The organism is Burkholderia sp. A2 (assembly GCF_001729305.1).
In the GTDB taxonomy this organism is placed as follows: Bacteria; Pseudomonadota; Gammaproteobacteria; order Burkholderiales; family Burkholderiaceae; genus Burkholderia; species Burkholderia sola.
The window spans coordinates 1-18,351 of the sequence record NZ_LZXX01000035.1 but is presented as its reverse complement, the minus strand read 5'-3'; the positions used below and the strand labels follow the sequence as shown (position 1 = coordinate 18,351).

The window sequence follows — 18,351 nt, the reverse complement described above, 5'->3', positions numbered from 1 at the left end:
ATGGCCGCATGTCAAAACAGACTTCTTCCACGCCCGACGAGGCCGCGCCGGATTCCCGCAACGAGTACACGGTCGACGAACTCGCGCGCGTGTCCGACACCACCGTGCGCAACGTCCGCGCGTACCAGGATCGCGGGCTGCTCGCGCCGCCGGAGAAACGCGGGCGCGTCGGCATCTACGACGACACGCACGTCGCGCGCCTGAAGCTGATCAACCATCTGCTCGCGCGCGGCTATACGCTGTCGAACATCCAGGACCTGATCAAGGCGATCGACGAAGGCCACGACCTGCGCTCGATCCTCGGTCTCGAAAACGCGATCGGCGGCCGCTGGTCGCACGAGCTGCCGAAAACCTATTCGCTCGCGCAACTCGCGCAGATGTTCGGCCCGCAGGCGACCACGCAACTGTCGCGCGTGACCGAGCTCGGGCTGCTCGAACGGCGCGGCCTGTCGTTCGTCGCGAAAAGCCCCGCGCTGCTCGAGGCGGCGGCCGCGATGACGAAGGAAGGCATTCCGCCGCGCGAGCTGCTCGACGTGATCAGCCTCGCGCGGCCGCATTTCGACGCGATCGCGCGGCTGCTCGTCGATCTCGTCGTGAAGCGGCTCGACCGCTACGACGCCGGCACGTTGCCGCCGGCCACCGACGTCCCCGAACTGGTCGACGCGATCTGGCGGCTGCGCCCGCTCGCGGCCGTGTTCGTCGAAGGCGAGACGAACCGCGCGCTCGAAACCGCGGCGGGCGCGTATCTCGGCGGCCGGGTCGCGACGATTCTCGACAAGAAGCTCAGCGACGAAGCGGCGCGGCAGTCCGGTACGAGCGATACGCAAGGCGACGGCGACAACGCATAGGCGCGCGGCCATCATGCATGCGCCGGCATGTCGCCACGACGCGCGCGTAGCCGGTTCGCGGCAACGCCGACGGCCATTGCCGGCGGCAACCGCGGCTCGCATGGGTCGGCGAATGGCCAGGAGCGCCGCTCGGCCCCCGTTTCAGCCAGGCGGCGCCACATCGCCCCACGCACGGCAACCACGCGGCCGCGGCACAGTTACAAGTTATCGGTTGACGCGAGCCCGTCCGGCGGTTAGTGTATGCGTCGAAGTCCAAGAAGTCCGATTGCTGTTCATCAATTGCTCGCTCCTCCCCAGCGGTATTCGTTGTCCTCTCCCTCCTTGACGCTTCACGCGCTCTTCAACAGAGCAAATCTCTATTTTTTTCTCAAGGAATCTTCATGGATACCGGTATCGTCAAGTGGTTCAACGACAGCAAAGGCTTTGGCTTCATCACGCCGGACAACGGCGGCGACGACCTGTTCGCTCACTTCTCCGAAATTCGTGCCGACGGCTTCAAGACGCTGGCTGAAAACCAAAAAGTGAGCTTCGAAACGAAGCAGGGCCCGAAGGGTCTGCAAGCGGCCAACATCAAGCCGCTGTAACGTTTGAAGGGCCCGGCGTCCGCGACGGACGCCGGGTCGCAGCGACATCCCCACGGAGCTTCGTCTCCCAAAGTTGGCGCGATCGGCTTGAGCTGCCTCTGCTCGATGAGCAGCTTGCCAGGCGCCACACGTCTCGTTGCACTTCATCCCCCCTCCGGCCGCAACGCCTTATTTTCGCTTTCCGACTGCGTCAGATTCCGCTCGCAATGGCGTTGAATCGGCGTACCCGTGCGCATTCAGCACGGCACGCGCGCACTCGATCATCATTAAAATTAAAATGCACAACCAACGAATTCAACAGTACAACGGCTATGCCGTCCACCCCTCGGCGCATCGCCTGCCCGACGGGAGTTTTTCATCCAACCTGCTGCTCGAACGCACCGATAGCGCGCACGACGAAGGCCGCTACCAGTTCTATTCGCTCGACTACTTCGCGAGCGAAGCGCAAGCGCTCGCGCATTCGGCACGCTGGGCACGCAACTGGGTCGATACGCGCGGTTAAAGGCCGCGCTACTGTCGATATCAGCGCAGACGGTCATCAAAACCGGCGGGTGGCCGCCCCGGCAGGCCACGACGCCAAAGCATAGGGCCGCCGCCGTCATATCCATATCGGCAATGCTTCGTTTGCGGGCGCAATCGCCCATGCGACGATTCTTCCAACCGAGCGGCGCCGGCCGCTCTCCGAAGATGCCTCGCATGGAGTTCATTCGATGATTCGTTTCACCCGCTGGATCACCCGCGCCACCGCGGTCTCGCTCGTTGCCCTGTCCGCCGCGTCGGCATTCGCGCAAGGCGGCGCCGACAAGATCGTGCGGATCGGTTATCAAAAGGCCGGCCTGCTGTCGATCGTCAAGGCGCAGGGCGCGCTCGAAGCACGGCTCAAGCCGCTCGGCTATGACGTTCAATGGTTCGAATTCCCGGCCGGCCCGCAACTGCTCGAAGCGCTGAACGCGAACAGCATCGACTTCGGCTACACGGGTGCGCCGCCGCCCGTGTTCGCGCAGGCGGCCGGCGTGCAGTTCGTCTATGTCGGCGCGGAACCGCCTGCGCCGCACAATGAAGCGGTGTTCGTGAAGAGCGATTCGCCGATCCGGACGGTGGCCGGCCTGCGCGGCAAGAAGGTCGCGCTGCAGAAAGGCTCGAGCGCGAACTACCTGCTGCTCGAGGCGCTGAAGAAAGCCGGCGTGCGCTACGACGAAATCCATCCGGTATATCTCGCTCCGGCAGATGCGCGCGCCGCGTTCGAAAGCGGCAATGTCGATGCGTGGGCCGTGTGGGATCCGTACTACGCGGCCGCGCAAAACGCGCTGAAGGTGCGCACGCTGTCCGACTACACGGGGCTCGCGGCGACCAACAACTTCTACGAAGCGACGCGGAGTTTCGCGCAACGGCATCCCGACGTGGTCGGCGCGATCCTGAAACAGGCGCGCGAAACGGGCCAGTGGGTCAACGGGCATCCGGCCGACACGGCCGCGCTGCTGGCGCCGAAGGTCGGGTTGCCCGAGGCGCTCGTCGAGACGTGGATCAAGCGGGTGCCGTTCGGTGCGGTGCCGATCGACGAGCGCATCGTCGCCGCGCAGCAAGGTGTTGCCGATGCGTTCTACGCGGCGAAGCTGATTCCGCAGAAGCTGAGCGTGGCCGGGAATGCCTGGGTCGACAAAAGCGTGGCGAGTGCGCTGGCGGCGAAGTAACGCTCGCGGCCCCATCCGTCAGCAGGCCGGCCGGGCGCGCTGCCCTACGGCCGCTTTCGTGTCCCGCTCGGCACGCGCTCAACGCAACGCTTCCGCCATCTTCTTCTGCCGCCACAGGCACAGCAGATCGCAAGCCACATGTGCGGCCGCGATCGCCGTGATGTCCGCGTGATCGTACGCGGGCGCCACCTCCACCACGTCCGCCCCGACCAGATTCACCGCCCCGAGCGCCCGCACGATCGCCAGCGCCTGTGCTGACGACAACCCGCCCGCGACCGGCGTCCCCGTCCCCGGCGCGAACGCCGGATCGAGGCAATCGATATCGAACGTCAGATACGCAGGCCGCGCGCCGACGATCTCGACGATCCGCGCGACCGCCGCCCGCGGACCATGGTCATGCACCCACGCGGCATCGAGCCGCTCGATCCCGAGAAAGTCGTCGTTCCACGTGCGGATGCCGACCTGCACCGACGTCGCGGGATCGATCAGCCCTTCCTTTGCCGCCTTGTAGAACATCGTCCCGTGATTGAGGCTGTCGGGATCGTCGTCGGCCCACGTATCGCAGTGCGCGTCGAAATGAATCAGCGACAGCGGCTTGCCGTAGCGCTCCGCGTGCGCGACCAGCAATGGATACGTGATGTAGTGGTCGCCGCCGAGCGTCAGCATCTTCGCGCCCGAGCGCAGAATCGTGCGCGCGTGCTCGACGATCGCCGGCTTGATCGACAGCGGGTTGTGCGCATCGAACCAGCAGTCGCCGTAGTCGACGGCCGCGAGATCGTCGAACGGATCGAAGCCCCACGGATACGGATTGAGCTCCGCGAGTTGCACGCTCGCCGCGCGGATCGCGGCCGGCCCGAGCCGCGCACCGGAGCGATAGGTCGTCGCGAGGTCGAGCGGGACGCCGGAAATCGCGACGTCGACGCCGTCGAGCGCGCGCGAGTAGTTGCGGCGCATGAACGACAGCACGCCCGCGTAGGTGTTTTCGATCGACGAGCCGTACGGCGTCGTGCGACGGATCGCGCCGTCGCCGTGGAGAAGTTCGGTCATGGTCGGACCTGTTTTCGTGGTGGCCGGGCCGTCCCGCGTCGACTGAGCGCGCGGGCCGGGCACGGCGGGGATTCATCGGGCATGTACCGGCTCGCGCATCCGTTCGCGAAGCGAGGCGGGACATCGACAACGACAACAGTAATACCGAGGCGATCGTAGCAAGCCGAATCGGAACCGTTGCCCCGGTTCAGCCGGGGCAACGCGCGAAAAAAGTCCGGCGGCGGCGGCGCCGGTCGCGATCGTTTCCTAGAAGGATTCGCCGGTTTTCGCGCCCCCGTTCTTCCGGATAATGGCCGGCAGCCGCGCTGTCGACGGCGCGCCGTCCACCGCAGACAACAACAAACCGGAGACACCCGCCTTGACCACCACGCTTCCCGCCACGTACCGCCGGCTCTGGCCGCTCGCCATCGCCGCAGCACTGCTGTACGGGCTGTCGCTCGCCGCCGCGCCCTATCCGGGCCAGGCCGCCGCGAAGGCCGCGATGGGCATCCTGCTGCTCGCGGCGGGCAGCACCTGCGACGCGCCGCGCGAACGCACGTGGCTGTGCGCGGCACTCGCGACGGCCGTGCTCGGCGACGTGCTGCTCGCGCTGCCCGACTGGCCGCTGTCGTTCGTGCTCGGCCTCGGCGCGTTCCTGCTCACGCACCTGTGTTATTGCGCGATCTTCTTCCGGTGGCGCACGCGGCCGCATGGCTGGCGCATCGTTGCGCTCGTCGTGCTATGGATCGCCGCGCCGGCGTTCTACGTCGCGTTCTTCCCGCACCTCGGCGAGCTGCTGGCGCCGGTCGCCGTCTACATGCTCGTGCTGTGCGCGATGGCGAGCTTCGCGCTTGCCGCACGCACGCACGGCCCGCTGGTCGCGATCGGCAGCCTGATCTTCGTCGGCTCGGACACGCTGATCGGCGTCGGCCGGTTCCTCGGCGGTTTTCCCGGCATCGACTATCTGATCTGGGGCCTCTATGCGCTCGCGCAGGTCACGATCGTGGCCGGGGTTTTCCATGAGATGTCCGCCCGACCGATCCGTCCCTGATACCGTTTCAAACAGGCCGTCGCGCGCCGGCGATCCTGCCTCTTCCCTCTCCCGCCGTGCCGACGGCCCTTTCCGCGCATCCCGCACGGCGGAGACGGGACCGTTCCAAACCCCGCTCAGCCTTTCCCCGCTTGGTTTCCGGCCCTTAGAGCGTCGCTTCTAGCCTCTTGCGGTTTCCGGGTTCACCCACTATCGTTACATCAACCAATGTAACATTAAAAAATGAGCCAGATCGGAGACACCCGGATGAATGCTCGCACGTTGCCTTTCGGCCCGCCCGGCCATGACGGCCTGGACGAAGCCATCGACATCGCCATCATCGGCACCGGCTTCGCCGGCCTCGGGATGGCGATCCGCCTGAAACAAACCGGCGTGACCGACTTCGTCGTCCTCGAGAAGGCGGCGTCGGTCGGCGGCACGTGGCGCGACAATCATTACCCCGGGTGTGCATGCGACGTGCAATCGCACGTCTATTCGTTCTCGTTCGCGCCGAACCCGCGCTGGACGCGCATGTTCGCGCCGCAGCCGGAGATCCGCGCGTATCTGGAAGACTGCGTGCAGCGCTTCGACGTCGGCCCGCACCTGCGACTGAATCACGAGTTGCAGCGCGCCGAGTACGACGAAGCCGCGCAACGCTGGCGCCTCACGTTCGCGAACGGCAAGCGGCTGTCGGCGCGCGTGCTGGTGTCGGGAATGGGCGGGCTGTCGCGCGCCGCGCTGCCGGCGATTCCCGGTGTCGAAACCTTCAAGGGCCGCGCGTTCCATTCGCAGCAGTGGGATCACGACTACCCGCTCGAAGGCAAGCGCGTCGCGGTGATCGGCACCGGCGCGAGCGCGATCCAGTTCGTGCCGCAGATCGCGCCGCGCGTGAAATCGCTCGCGCTGTTCCAGCGCACGCCGCCGTGGATCATGCCGAAACCCGACCGCAACCTGACGCGTTTCGAGAAGTGGCTGTTCCGCACGCTGCCGGTCACGCAGAAGGCCGTGCGCGGCGGTATCTACTGGATGCTCGAATCGCGCGTGCTCGGCTTCGCGATCCATCCGTCGCTGATGAAGAACGTGCAGAAACTCGCGCTGCGTCACATCCGCAAGCAGATTCCCGATCCGGAACTGCGCAAGGCCGTCACACCGAACTACACGCTCGGCTGCAAGCGCGTGCTGATCTCGAGCGACTACTACCCGGCGCTGTCGCGCAAGAACGTCGACGTGATCACGACCGGCATCGATCGCATCGAAGCCGACGCGGTCGTGACGACCGACGGCAAGCGTCATGAAGTCGACTGCCTGATCTACGGCACCGGCTTCCAGGTGGCCGACCCGTATCCGCGCGGCGCGATCATCGGCCGCGGCGGCCTCGACATCGTCGATGCGTGGCGCGACGGCGCGCACGCGTATCTCGGCACGACGCTGCCCGGCTACCCGAACTTCTTCATGATCGTCGGCCCGAACACGGGCCTCGGCCACAACTCGATGGTGTTCATGATCGAGTCGCAGATCGAATACATCCTCGGCGCGCTGCAGGCGATGCGCCGCGAACGCGCGGAGGCGATCGAGGTGCGACCGCTCGTCGAGGCGCAGTACAACGACGACCTGCAGGGCAAGCTCAAGAAGGCGATCTGGTCGACGGGCGGCTGCAAGAGCTGGTACCTCGACCCGCGCACCGGCAAGAACACGACGCTGTGGCCGGGCTTCACGTGGCGCTTCCGCCAGGCCACAGCGCAGTTCTCGATCGCCGATTACCACGCGTATCGCGCGCCGCACGACACGACCGCGCGGCCCGCCGCCGCGCCGGCCGCTTCCGCTTCCACGTCCGCCGAAGCGGCCTGAGCCAGACAAGGAGCCATCGACATGAGAGATTTCGCCAACAAGGTCGCCGCGATCACGGGCGCCGGCTCGGGCATGGGCCGCGCGCTGGCGATCCAGCTCGCGCAGGCCGGCTGCCACGTGTCGCTCGCCGACAAGAACGGCGTCGGCCTCGCCGAAACCGAACGGATCGTCCGCGCGATCGCGCCGAACGTGCGCGTATCGACACGCGTGCTCGACGTCGGCGATCGCGACGCGATGTTCGCGTGGGCCGACGACACCGCGAAAGAGCACGGCAAGGTAAACCTGATCTTCAACAACGCGGGCGTCGCGCTGTCGAGCACGATCGAAGGCATGGACTACGGCGATCTCGAGTGGATCGTCAACATCAACTTCTGGGGCGTCGTGCACGGCACGAAGGCGTTTCTGCCGCACCTGAAGGCATCGGGCGACGGCCACGTGATCAACACGTCGAGCATCTTCGGGATCTTCGCGCAGCCGGGCATGAGCGGCTACAACGCGACCAAGTTCGCGGTGCGCGGCTTCACCGAATCGCTGCGTCAGGAACTCGACATGATGAAGTGCGGCGTGTCGGCCACCTGCGTGCATCCGGGCGGCATCCGCACCAACATCGCGCAGTCGAGCCGCGTCGCGAAGAACATGGTCGGCTTCATCGTCGAGAGCGAACAGCAAGGCAAGGACAGCTTCGAGAAGTTCTTCATCACGACCGCCGACGACGCCGCGCGCACGATCCTCGCCGGCGTGCGCAAGAACAAGCGCCGCGTGCTGATCGGCCGCGACGCGAAAGGCGCGGACTGGATGGCGCGCATCCTGCCGGCCGCGTACCAGACGCTCGTCGTGCTCGCGACGCGCCGCGAGGCCGCGAAAGCCCGCCGTGCCGCACGCGGCACGCCGGCGCCGGTGCACGCCACCTACAACAATGCAGGCAATCAGGGAGAACAATCATGACGACACCGAACATGATGCCCGTGCGGCGCGACATCCGATTCGCGCTGCCACCCGAACGCGCGAAGGACTGGCATGTGCAGGGCGTGCCGGTCACGCACTTCATGAATGCGCTGTCGCTGCTGTTCCCGGCCGGCGAGCGCTTCTTCATGGATTCGGTGCGCAACTACCGCGACCGGATCGAGGATCCCGAGCTGAAGAAGCAGGTGATCGGCTTCATCGGTCAGGAAGCGATGCACACGCGCGAGCACATCGAATACAACGACCTGCTGCAGGCCGCCGGCCTGCCCGCGCACAAGCTCGACAAGCGCCTGTGGACGATCCTCGGCTGGTTCAAGAAGGTGCTGCCGCACTCGATGCAGCTGGCGATCACGATCGCGCTCGAACACTACACGGCGATCCTCGCGAACCAGTTGCTGTCGGGCCACGAGCACCGGATCGACGGCTCGGTCGAGGGCTACCAGCAGATGTGGATGTGGCACGCGATGGAGGAAACCGAGCACAAGGCGGTGTCCTACGACGTGTGGCGCACCGTGATGAAGCCGGGCGTCGGCAGCTACCTGCTGCGCACCGGCACGATGCTGACGACGACGGTATTCTTCTGGGCCATCGTGTTCGACTTCCACGTGCGACTGATGCGCGCGCACCGTCGCGAACACGGCAAGTTCGGCGGCATGTGGCGCCTCGTGAAGTACCTGTACAGCCCGAAGAACGGCGTGTTCCCGAGCATCGCGCGCGAATGGCTCGACTACTTCCGCCCGGGCTTCCACCCGTGGGATCACGACAACCATCAGTATCTGCAGGAGCTCGACACGCTGCTCGATAACATCGACGCGACCAACGCGCGCTATGCGGCGCAAGCCGCCCCGCGCCGCGTGCCGCTGCATTCGGCGGTGCAGGCATGACGCGATGGCGCGCGCTCACGAGATGCTGACCGTCCGGTCCGGCGACGTGAAACTCGCCGTCTACGTCAGCGGGTCGCGTCGCGCGCCGCCGCTGATCCTCGTGCATGGCTACCCGGACTCGGCGACCGTGTGGGCGCCGATCCGCGCGCGGCTCGCGAAGCGCTACCGCGTGATCGCGTACGACGTGCGCGGCGCCGGCGCATCCGATGCGCCGCGCCGCCGCGCCGACTACACGCTCGAACGGCTCGCCGGCGACCTGAAGGCGGTCGCCGACGCAACCTGCGGCGGCCGGCCGTTCCACCTGGTCGGCCACGACTGGGGCTCGATCCAGTGCTGGGAGGCCGTGACCGACCCCGCGTTCCGCGGCCGCATCGCGTCGTACACGTCGATCTCCGGCCCGTGCCTCGATCACGTGTTCCGCGCGAAGATGCGGCTCAGGCAGAGCCTGAAATCTTGGTACATCGCGTTCTTCCATCTGCCGCTCGTGCCGTCGCTGGCATGGCGGCTCGGCGGTGCCGCGCTGTGGCCGCGCTGGCTGCAGCTCACCGAACGCGTGCGCGCCGAGCGCGATCCCGCGCAACTGAAGAACGCGCTGAACGGGATGCGGATGTACCGCGCGAACTTCCTTGCACGGGCCCGCAAGCCGCGTGAGCGGTACGCGCAGGCGCCGGTGCAGATCCTGGTGCCGGTGCGCGACCGCTACGTGACGCCCGAAATGTCGGTCGACCTCGACCGCTGGCTCGGCGAGCACGTGCGTGAGGAAATCGACGGCACGCACTGGATCGTGCTGCGTCATCCGGACCTGATCGCGTCGCGGATCGACCGGTTCGCGGCCGCGCATGAACGGCCCGCGGTCGCCGCGGCGCTGGCGGCGGCACCAACGGCGGCGCCGGCCACGCGAACGGAAGCCGCAGTTCAGCGCAGCGGCGGCAGACGCTTGAACAGCGTTTCGTAGTCGATCACGAGCCCATCGTCGTCGATGTCCATCTCCGCGGTGAAATTCCGGAAGATCCCTTCGTAGCGGTAGCGGCGGCCCGGTACGATGCACGCATAAGCCTGCTTGACCGGCGTGACTTTCAGATCCGGCGTCGAGATGTATGCGACGTCGATCGGCCGCCGCTCGCCGCGCGCGAGCCCCAGGCGGCCGATCGGCAGCGAATTCGTGAACGGCGTCGCGGCGATGTCGATATCGATGCAGCCGTCCAGCTCGTGCAGTTCGCGGCCTGAACCGTCGCGCCAGTGCCCGGCCCCGTCGCCGCGCAGTTCGAGCGTGCCACCGCCCATCACCTTGAGCACCGCGTACTTCACCCGCCATTGCGGATCGCACTCGACGCGATACGCGAGCCCGTACGCACGGCCGTACCGCTGGCCGACCACCGCGCTTTCGACGACGATGCCGGATTCACTCCGATCGAACGTCAGATGTTCGATTCCGTCGCCCTCGAGCGACGCCCAGCGCACCTCACGCATCTTTCCACCTCCCGGTTTTCGCCCTGCGGAGCATCGTCGCACAAATCCTGACTATCCAGAATTCCCTATTCCGGTGCATCGCAGCGTGTTCTATGCTCGCGGCTCATCCTGTTCCGCCGCGATCATGCCTATTGCCCGCCCCGCCTCGCCATCGATCGACCTGCGCATCCTGCTGCGCGGCATCGGGCAGATCGTGCTGCAGGCAAATGCGCTCACCGGCGCGCTGCTGCTCGCCGCGCTCGCGCTGAACGACCTGCGGCTCGCATGCGCGGCGCTGGTCGGCTCGGCCGCCGCCAGCATGACGGCCGTGCTGACCGGCGCCGAACGCCGCGACGTCGAACAGGGGCTGCACGGCTTCAACGGCGCGCTCGCGGCGCTGATCGCCGTCTCGTTCGCGCCCCATCAACTCGCCGCCGTCGCGCTGGTGCCGCTGGTCGCGATCGGCGCGGCGCTCGTGCAACGCGCGATGCGCGCGTCGCTCGCCCGCTGGCGCCAGTGCCCGTATTCGAGCCCGTGCCTGATCGTCACCGCGCTGTGGCTGCCGTCTGTCGCGGTGCAGCATGCGGACGGCGCGACCGCCGCCCCGGTGCCGACGTTCGCTTCCGCGACCGACGCGCTGCTGTCGGGCGTTGCTCAGGCCACCTTCGCGCAAGGCGCCTGGGCCGGCGCGCTGGTCGTCGCCGGCGTCGCCGTCGCGTCGCGCCGCGCGGCCGCATTCGCACTTGGCGGCGCGATCGTATCGACCGTGTTGCTGACCGCGCTCGGCGCAAGCGCCGCGTCGTTCGCCGACGGCCTGCTCGGCTTCAACGGCACGCTCGCCGCGCTCGCGCTGATGTCGCGCGGCCCGCATGCGGCGCTCGCGGCTGCCGCGCTCGCCGCGTTGATCCAGTGGCTCGCGATGCGCGCGGGCATCCCCACGTTCACGGCCCCTTTCGCGCTCGCGGCATGGGCGACCGTAGCCGTCGCGCGCCGCCTCACGCTTGGAGCACCCGATGTCATTCGCACACCGTCCTGACGCCGTGAAGCCCGACGGTCCGGTCTCCGACGCCGAACGCCGGCTGCGCGTCGACCTCGCCGCCGCATACCGGCTCGTCGCGCTGAACGGCTGGGACGACCTGATCTACACGCATTTGTCCGCGACCGTGCCCGGCGAGCCCGGCCACTTCCTGATCAACCCGTTCGGCCTCACGTTCGACGAGGTTCGCGCATCGAACCTCGTGAAGATCGACGTGGCCGGCAACCGGATCGGCGACAGCGAGCACGCGGTCAACGCGACCGGCTTCGCGCTGCATGCGGCCGTGCACGCCGCGCGCGCCGATGCCGTCTGCGTGATGCACCTGCACAATACGGCCGGCATCGCCGTGTCGATCCAGCGCGACGGGCTGTTGCCGGCGTCGCAGCACGCGCTGCGCTTTCATGGCGATCTCGCGTACCACGACTACGAAGCGCTCGCGTTCTCGCCGGCCGAAGGCGCGCGGCTGACCGCGAGCCTCGGCGCGAAATCCGCGATGCTGCTGCGCAATCACGGCACGCTCACGGTCGGCCGGACCGTCGCCGAAGCCTACGTGCTGATGGATACGCTGATCAAGGCGTGCGATATCCAGATGCGCGCGCAGGCCGGCGGCGGGCCGCTCGTGCTGCCGGAGCCGGCCGTCGCCGAGCGCACCGCCGAACAGTTGCGCGACGGCGGCGCGATCGAAGGCGAACTGGAATGGCCGGCGCTGCTGCGCCGGCTCGACCGGATCGATCCGTCGTATCGCGACTGACGGCGCATCCGCACTCGACCGAATCGTTCAATCCCAACCGGAGCCTGTGTCATGCCGACTTTCAATATCCAGCTGTTCGAAGGCCGCACCCTCGAGCAGAAGCGCGCATTCGTCGAAGCAATCACGCGTGTCACGTGCGAGACGCTCGGCTGCGACCCGGGCTCGGTCGACATCATCCTCGCCGACGTGAAGAAGGAGAACTGGGCGACGGCCGGGAGGCTGTGGAGCGACGAGCGCTGAACGCCGACGGCGGCGTCGCGTCGGCGCCGCCCGCCCTGCGCTGAACCCTGCACTGCGGCGCGCGCACGAGACGCTGCATGCGGGTTTCTCCGCCCGCCGCCCTTGTGCGCCCGCACATCGCTTTGTCACGCAATCGGCGCATAATGCCGGACAGACGCAGCAGCCAATGGCCACCCGACGGAGACCGCCATGGAAGCGAAGAACGAGGAAGTCGTCGCACACCTGCTCTCCGATGTCGTCGAATTCGCGCGCGCTCGCCTGCCCGACGCCACGTTCCGGATCGTCGAACCCTTCCTGCGTCATTACTACGATTTCGTCGATGCCGACGATCTGCAGAGCCGCAGCATCGCCGACCTGTACGGCGCCGCGATGGCGCACTGGCAGACCGCCCAGAAATTCGTGCCCGGCAGCGAACGCCTGCGCGTGTACAACCCGATCCTCGAGCAGCACGGCTGGCATTCCGACCACACAGTGATCGAGATCGTCAACGACGACATGCCGTTCCTGGTCGACTCGGTGACGATGGCCATCAACCGTCTCGGGCTCGCGCTGCATTCGGCGCTGCATCCGGTGTTCCGCATCTGGCGCGGCGCCGGCGGCGGCATCGAGCGCGTCGACGCGGGCGGTGCGACGTCCGGCGACGGCCAGTCGCAACTCGCGTCGTTCATCCATTTCGAAGTCGACCGCTGCGGCGACGCCGCGCTGCTCGACACGCTGCGCGAGGACATCGCGCGCGTGCTGGGCGACGTGCGCGCGTCGGTCGAGGACTGGCCGAAAATCGTCGACATCGCTCGCGCGACGATCAAGGAGATGAAGGCACGCGAATCGACCGCGGAGGACATCGAGGCGCGCGCGTTCCTCGAATGGATGGCCGCCGATCACTTCACGTTCCTCGGTCAGCGCGACTACGCGCTCGTATCGGACGGCACGGGCTTCGGCCTGCGCGGCATCGAGGGCTCGGGCTTCGGCATCCTGCGCGAATCGCTGCGCACGTCCGGCGCCGCCGACGTGACGCCGCTGCCGCCGGCCGCCGCCGACATCATCACCGGCGCATGGCCGATCTTCGTGACCAAGGCGAATTCGCGCGCGACGGTGCACCGGCCCGGCTACCTCGACTACGTCGGCGTGAAACTCGTCGGCGCCGACGGCAAGGTCACCGGCGAGCGCCGCTTCATCGGGCTCTACACGTCGACCGCCTATTTCGGTTCGTACACCGATATTCCGATCGTGCGCCGCAAGTGCGCGAACATCGTGCGGCGCGCGGGCTTTTTGCCGAAAGGGCATCTCGGCAAGTCGCTCGTGACGGTGCTCGAAACCTATCCGCGCGACGAACTGTTCCAGGCCGACGAAGACCAGCTCTACGACATCGCGCTCGGCATCCTGCGCCTGCAGGAACACCAGCGCACGCGGCTGTTCGTGCGGCGCGACCGGTTCGACCGCTTCGTGTCGTGCCTCGTGTTCGTGCCGCGCGACAAGTACAACACCGACCTGCGCCGCCGCATCGCGAAGCTGCTGGTCGACGCTTATAACGGCGTAACCGTCGAATTCACGCCGCTGCTGTCGGAATCGGCGCTCGCCCGCATTCACTTCGTCGTGCATGCGGAACCGGGCACGATGCCCGACGTCGACACGCGCGAACTCGAAACGCGGCTCGTGCAGGTCACGCGCCGCTGGCAGGACGATCTCGCGGACGCGCTGCTCGACGCATTCGGCGAAGAACAAGGCAACCGCCTGCTGCAGCGCTATGCCGAGTCGTTCCCGGCCGGCTATCGCGACGACTATCCGGCGCGCACGGCCGTGCGCGACATCGAGCTGATCGAGCGCGTGAAGGACTCGGGCCAACTCGCGATGAACCTGTACCGGCCGATCGAGGCCGAGCCGCGCGCGTTCCGCTTCAAGGTGTATCGCGCGGGCGACCCGATCGCGCTGTCGCGCAGCCTGCCGATGCTCGAACATCTCGGCGTGCGCGTCGACGAGGAGCGGCCGTACCGGATCCAGACGCAGGATGCCGCGCACGCGTGGGTACACGATTTCGGCCTGGAACTCGCCGACGATACCGAGTTCGACATCGAGCGCGTGAAAGGCCTGTTCGAGGATGCGTTCGACCGGATCTGGAGCGGCCGGATCGAGAACGACGACTTCAACCGCCTCGTGCTGCGCGCGCACCTGAGCGCGCGCGAGGTGACGATCCTGCGCGCGTATGCGAAATATCTGCGGCAGGTCGGCTCGACCTTCAGCGACGCGTATATCGAACGCGCGCTGACCGGCAATCCGGCGATCGCGCGGCAACTCGTCGAGCTGTTCCTGCTGCGCTTCGACCCGCGCATCGGCGACACGCGCGACGTGCAGGCCGAACGGCGGCTGAAGGCGATCGAAGGCGCGCTCGACCAAGTGCCGAACCTCGACGAGGACCGCATTCTGCGCCAGTTCCTCGGCGTGATCAACGCGACCGAGCGCACGAACTACTTCCTCGCCGACGCGAACGGCGAATCGAAGCCGTACCTGTCGTTCAAGTTCAATCCGGCGAAGGTACCGGGCCTGCCCGAACCGAAACCGATGTTCGAGATCTGGGTGTATTCGCCCCGCGTCGAGGGCGTGCACCTGCGCGGCGGGCGCGTCGCGCGCGGCGGCCTGCGCTGGTCGGATCGCCGCGAGGATTTCCGCACCGAGGTGCTCGGGCTGATGAAGGCGCAGATGGTGAAGAACGTCGTGATCGTGCCGGTCGGCTCGAAAGGCGGCTTCGTCGTGAAGAACCCGCCGCCGCAGAGCGATCGCGAAGCCTGGATGCGCGAAGGCATCGCATGCTACCAGACGTTCCTGCGCGGGCTGCTCGACCTCACCGACAACCTCGCCGGCAACGCGATCGTGCCGCCGCCCGACGTGGTGCGCCACGACCCCGACGATCCGTACCTGGTCGTCGCCGCCGACAAGGGCACGGCGACCTTCTCCGACTATGCGAACGCGATCTCGCACGAATACGGCTTCTGGCTCGACGACGCGTTCGCGTCCGGCGGCTCGGTCGGCTACGACCACAAGAAGATGGCGATCACCGCGCGCGGCGCGTGGGAATCGGTGAAGCGGCACTTCCGCGAGATGGGCGTCGACACGCAGGCCACCGATTTCACCGTGGTCGGCGTCGGCGACATGTCGGGCGACGTGTTCGGCAACGGGATGCTGCTGTCGCCGCATATCCGGCTCGTCGCCGCGTTCGATCATCGGCACGTGTTCCTCGACCCGAACCCCGACCCGGCGACGAGCTTCGCGGAGCGCCAGCGCATGTTCGCGCTCGAACGCTCGAGCTGGGCCGACTACGACACGTCGGTGATCTCGCCCGGCGGCGGCGTGTATCCGCGCACCGCGAAGACGATCCCGCTGTCGCCGGCCGTGCAGTCCGCGCTCGGCATCGACGCGCACGCGCTGCCGCCCACCGAGCTGATCCGCGCGATCCTGCAGGCGCCGGTCGACCTGCTGTACAACGGCGGCATCGGCACCTACGTGAAGGCCGCGCGCGAAACGCACGCGCAAGTCGGCGATCGCGCGAACGACGCGGTACGCGTGAACGGCGCGGACCTGCGCTGCAAGGTCGTCGGCGAAGGCGGCAACCTCGGCTGCACGCAGTTCGGCCGCATCGAGTTCGCGCAGCGCGGCGGCCGCATCAATACCGACGCGATCGACAACTCGGCCGGCGTCGATTGTTCGGATCACGAAGTCAACATCAAGATCCTGCTCGGGCTCGTCGTATCCGACGGCGAGATGACCGAGAAGCAGCGCAACGCGCTGCTCGCCGAGATGACCGACGAAGTCGGGCTGCTCGTGCTGCGCGACAACTACTACCAGACGCAGGCGCTGTCGATCGCCGGCCGCCATGCGGTCGAATTGCTCGACGCCGAGGCACGCCTGATGCGCTGGCTCGAGCGCGCGGGCCGCCTGAACCGCGTGATCGAATTCCTGCCGACCGACGACGAAGTCGCCGAGCGGCAGGCCGCGAAGCTCGGCCTCACGTCGCCAGAGCGCGCCGTGCTGCTCGCGTACAGCAAGATGTGGCTCTACGACGCGCTGCTCGAATCCGACGTGCCCGAGGATCCGCTGGTGGCCGCGATTCTCGTCGACTACTTCCCGAAGCCGCTGCAACAGCGCTTCAGCGAGCCGATGCGCCGCCATCCGCTGCGCCGCGAGATTCTCGCGACGCATCTGACGAACGCGCTCGTGAACCGCGTCGGCTGCGCGTTCGTGCACCGGCTGATGGAGGAAACCGACGCGAAGCCCGGCGACATCGTGCGTGCATGCATCATGGCGCGCGACGTGTTCGACCTCGATGCGGTGTGGCGCGATATCGACGCGCTCGACAACCGCGTCGCCGACGACGTGCAGGCGCGCATGTTCGTCGACGTCGCGCGGCTGCTGGAGCGCGCGGCGCTGTGGTTCCTGCGGCATCTGCTGTCCGGCGCGGTGGCCGACGGCGGCGTCGCCGGATTGATCGCGCGCTGCCGCGACGCGGTGCAGCGCATCGCGCCGCAACTGCCGTCGCTGCTGCCGGCCGACGATCTGGAAGCGCTGTCCGAGCGGCAGCGCGTGCTGGTCGATGCCGGCGTCGACAGCGCGCTCGCGGTACGCGTCGCGAGCGGCGACATCTCGGCCGCGCTGCTCGACATCGCCGAAGTGGCGGCGACCTGCAACCGCAGCCTCGAACTCGTCGCGGGCGTCTATTTCTCGCTCGGCACGCTGCTCAATTACGGGTGGATCGGCGAACGCGCGGCGAACCTGCCGACGCCGACGCACTGGGACATGCTGGCGCGCGCCGCCGCGCTCGCGGAAATCGCGCGGCTCAAGCGCACGCTCGCGACGAGCGCGCTCGCGGAATCGCCGGATTCGACCACGCCGGACACGATCGTCGGCGCGTGGCGCGCGCGCCGCGAGGCCGCGCTCGCGCGCTACGAGCACCTGCTCGCGGACCTGCGCGCATCCGGCGGCGCGAGCCTCGCGGTGCTGCTCGTGGTGGTGCGGGAAATGGCCGTGCTCGAACGCGCGTGACGAGCGTGACGAAGGCGGCGGGTCAAACCGTCGCGACGAGCAACTCCTCCGCACGGTTCGGTGGCCGCAGGCCGTCCGGGCGATCGGCGAAATAGCGGCGCGTCAGCTCGGCGGCCGACACGTGCTCGGCCTGCGCGAAGCCGGCCTCCCGTGCAAGCGCCTGGATCTCGTCCGGCACGAAGAAGCTGATGAACGGCGTGCCGCTCGCCCGCGCACCCTTCGCGGCCATGTCCAGCCCCGGGCGCACGTCCGGATCCGCATTGTCCAGCGGCCACAGGAACGTCATCGCGAACGTCGAACCGGGCGCGAGCGACGCGACTTCGCGCAGCGCGGCCGCATTCGCTTCGCGCGTCAGGTACATGCTGACGCCGGTGGACACCACGACCGCCGGCTGGCCCGCATCGAAGCCCGCGCCGACGAGCGCGTCGCGCCACGACTGCCTCGCCTCGAAATCGACCGGCACGAAACGCAGCCAGTCGGGCACGCCGAAGCCGAGTTCGGCCAGGCGGCGCTGCTTCCAGCGCTGCGGCGCCGGCTGGTCGACTTCGAACACGGTCATGCGCGACGCCATGTCCGGCCGGCGCTGCACGAAGCTGTCGAGCCCCGCGCCGAGGATCACGTACTGGCTTACGCCGCGCGCGACCTGCTCGATGACGAGATCCTCGATGAAGCGCGCCCGCGCGACGATCGATGCGCGAAACGGCCGCGTGAACTGCGGATCCATGTCGCCGCGCTGCCGCCAGCCGGGTGCCGGTGCAAGCAATTGCAACCCGATTTCGTCGGCGAGCACATGCGGCGGTGCATCGAGCTCGACGTGCAGCGCCCGCCACAGCGCGACACGCGCGGCCGTGCTGTCGGGCGCGTCGTCTTCGCGGATAACCGTCATGTCGACCTCACGCGTGCTGCTTGCCCGGCGCCTGCAGACGCCACACCCGGCCGTCCGGATCGCGCACGGTCATGTCGCGCGTGC

16 protein-coding genes and 1 pseudogene are annotated in these 18,351 nt (G+C 67.8%); 13 read left to right on the top strand and 4 right to left on the bottom strand.

What is annotated here, in order from left to right; translation table 11 throughout:
• The first annotated feature begins 8 nt into the window (after window positions 1–8).
• The 4 genes from A9Z05_RS03355 to A9Z05_RS03340 all read left to right on the top strand — a co-directional run bounded on the left by A9Z05_RS03355 (window position 9) and on the right by A9Z05_RS03340 (window position 3,123).
• Window positions 9–848: a MerR family transcriptional regulator gene (locus tag A9Z05_RS03355; protein ID WP_069616866.1), complete on the top strand. Its 840-nt coding sequence runs from the start codon at window positions 9–11 to the stop codon at window positions 846–848.
• Window positions 849–1,228: 380 nt separating this feature from the next.
• On the top strand, window positions 1,229–1,432 hold the full coding sequence (locus A9Z05_RS03350) for a cold-shock protein (RefSeq protein WP_006485974.1): 204 nt from the start codon (window positions 1,229–1,231) through the stop codon (window positions 1,430–1,432).
• 277 nt (window positions 1,433–1,709) lie between these two features.
• A complete protein-coding gene (locus A9Z05_RS03345; RefSeq protein WP_069616865.1) occupies window positions 1,710–1,934 on the top strand; it encodes a hypothetical protein in 225 nt (74 codons plus the stop codon).
• Window positions 1,935–2,142: 208 nt separating this feature from the next.
• Window positions 2,143–3,123: a sulfonate ABC transporter substrate-binding protein gene (locus A9Z05_RS03340; RefSeq protein WP_069616864.1), complete on the top strand. Its 981-nt coding sequence runs from the start codon at window positions 2,143–2,145 to the stop codon at window positions 3,121–3,123.
• A gap of 78 nt (window positions 3,124–3,201) precedes the next feature.
• Here the strand turns inward: A9Z05_RS03340 and speB are convergent, their stop codons facing one another.
• Complete coding sequence (gene speB, locus A9Z05_RS03335; RefSeq protein ID WP_069616863.1) at window positions 3,202–4,170, bottom strand: agmatinase; 969 nt, start codon at window positions 4,168–4,170, stop codon at window positions 3,202–3,204.
• Between the two features lie 358 nt (window positions 4,171–4,528).
• On the opposite strand from speB, the gene A9Z05_RS03330 reads away from it, so the two are divergent.
• The 5 genes from A9Z05_RS03330 to A9Z05_RS03310 all read left to right on the top strand — a co-directional run bounded on the left by A9Z05_RS03330 (window position 4,529) and on the right by A9Z05_RS03310 (window position 9,829).
• Window positions 4,529–5,200 carry a lysoplasmalogenase gene (locus A9Z05_RS03330; protein ID WP_069616884.1) on the top strand — a complete coding sequence of 224 codons (672 nt, stop codon included), beginning with the start codon at window positions 4,529–4,531 and terminating at the stop codon, window positions 5,198–5,200.
• 246 nt (window positions 5,201–5,446) lie between these two features.
• Window positions 5,447–7,027 carry an NAD(P)/FAD-dependent oxidoreductase gene (locus tag A9Z05_RS03325; protein WP_069616862.1) on the top strand — a complete coding sequence of 527 codons (1,581 nt, stop codon included), beginning with the start codon at window positions 5,447–5,449 and terminating at the stop codon, window positions 7,025–7,027.
• Between the two features lie 21 nt (window positions 7,028–7,048).
• Entirely contained in the window at window positions 7,049–7,972 is a 924-nt protein-coding gene (locus tag A9Z05_RS03320) for an SDR family oxidoreductase (protein WP_069616861.1), read from the top strand.
• Window positions 7,969–8,874, top strand: a complete 906-nt coding sequence (locus tag A9Z05_RS03315; protein ID WP_069616860.1) for a metal-dependent hydrolase — start codon at window positions 7,969–7,971, stop codon at window positions 8,872–8,874. The genes A9Z05_RS03320 and A9Z05_RS03315 overlap by 4 nt, the downstream gene beginning before the upstream one ends.
• A gap of 4 nt (window positions 8,875–8,878) precedes the next feature.
• Window positions 8,879–9,829 (top strand): alpha/beta fold hydrolase, encoded by a 951-nt coding sequence (locus A9Z05_RS03310; RefSeq protein WP_069616859.1) that lies wholly within the window; start codon window positions 8,879–8,881, stop codon window positions 9,827–9,829.
• On the opposite strand, the gene A9Z05_RS03305 is transcribed toward A9Z05_RS03310, so the two are convergent.
• The gene (locus A9Z05_RS03305; protein WP_069616858.1) at window positions 9,790–10,344 is read right to left on the bottom strand and encodes a putative glycolipid-binding domain-containing protein; all 555 of its coding nucleotides are present in this window, start codon (window positions 10,342–10,344) and stop codon (window positions 9,790–9,792) included. The two genes, A9Z05_RS03310 and A9Z05_RS03305, sit on opposite strands and share 40 nt — an antisense overlap.
• Window positions 10,345–10,468: 124 nt before the next feature.
• Here A9Z05_RS03305 and A9Z05_RS03300 point away from each other — a divergent pair, with 124 nt between their 5' ends.
• From A9Z05_RS03300 to A9Z05_RS03285, 4 genes are all read left to right on the top strand, one after another.
• Window positions 10,469–11,359 (top strand): urea transporter, encoded by an 891-nt coding sequence (locus tag A9Z05_RS03300; RefSeq protein ID WP_069616857.1) that lies wholly within the window; start codon window positions 10,469–10,471, stop codon window positions 11,357–11,359.
• Window positions 11,337–12,110, top strand: a complete 774-nt coding sequence (locus A9Z05_RS03295; protein ID WP_069616856.1) for a class II aldolase/adducin family protein — start codon at window positions 11,337–11,339, stop codon at window positions 12,108–12,110. The genes A9Z05_RS03300 and A9Z05_RS03295 overlap by 23 nt, the downstream gene beginning before the upstream one ends.
• A 51-nt stretch (window positions 12,111–12,161) precedes the next feature.
• Window positions 12,162–12,350, top strand: a complete 189-nt coding sequence (locus A9Z05_RS03290; protein WP_069616855.1) for a 4-oxalocrotonate tautomerase — start codon at window positions 12,162–12,164, stop codon at window positions 12,348–12,350.
• Between the two features lie 189 nt (window positions 12,351–12,539).
• Complete coding sequence (locus A9Z05_RS03285) at window positions 12,540–17,381, top strand: NAD-glutamate dehydrogenase (RefSeq protein WP_069616854.1); 4,842 nt, start codon at window positions 12,540–12,542, stop codon at window positions 17,379–17,381.
• 22 nt (window positions 17,382–17,403) lie between these two features.
• Here A9Z05_RS03285 and A9Z05_RS03280 read toward each other — a convergent pair whose 3' ends face one another.
• Window positions 17,404–18,267: a class I SAM-dependent methyltransferase gene (locus tag A9Z05_RS03280; protein ID WP_069616853.1), complete on the bottom strand. Its 864-nt coding sequence runs from the start codon at window positions 18,265–18,267 to the stop codon at window positions 17,404–17,406.
• Window positions 18,268–18,274: 7 nt separating this feature from the next.
• Window positions 18,275–18,351 (bottom strand): annotated as a pseudogene (locus tag A9Z05_RS38330) (VOC family protein); the annotation flags it as partial.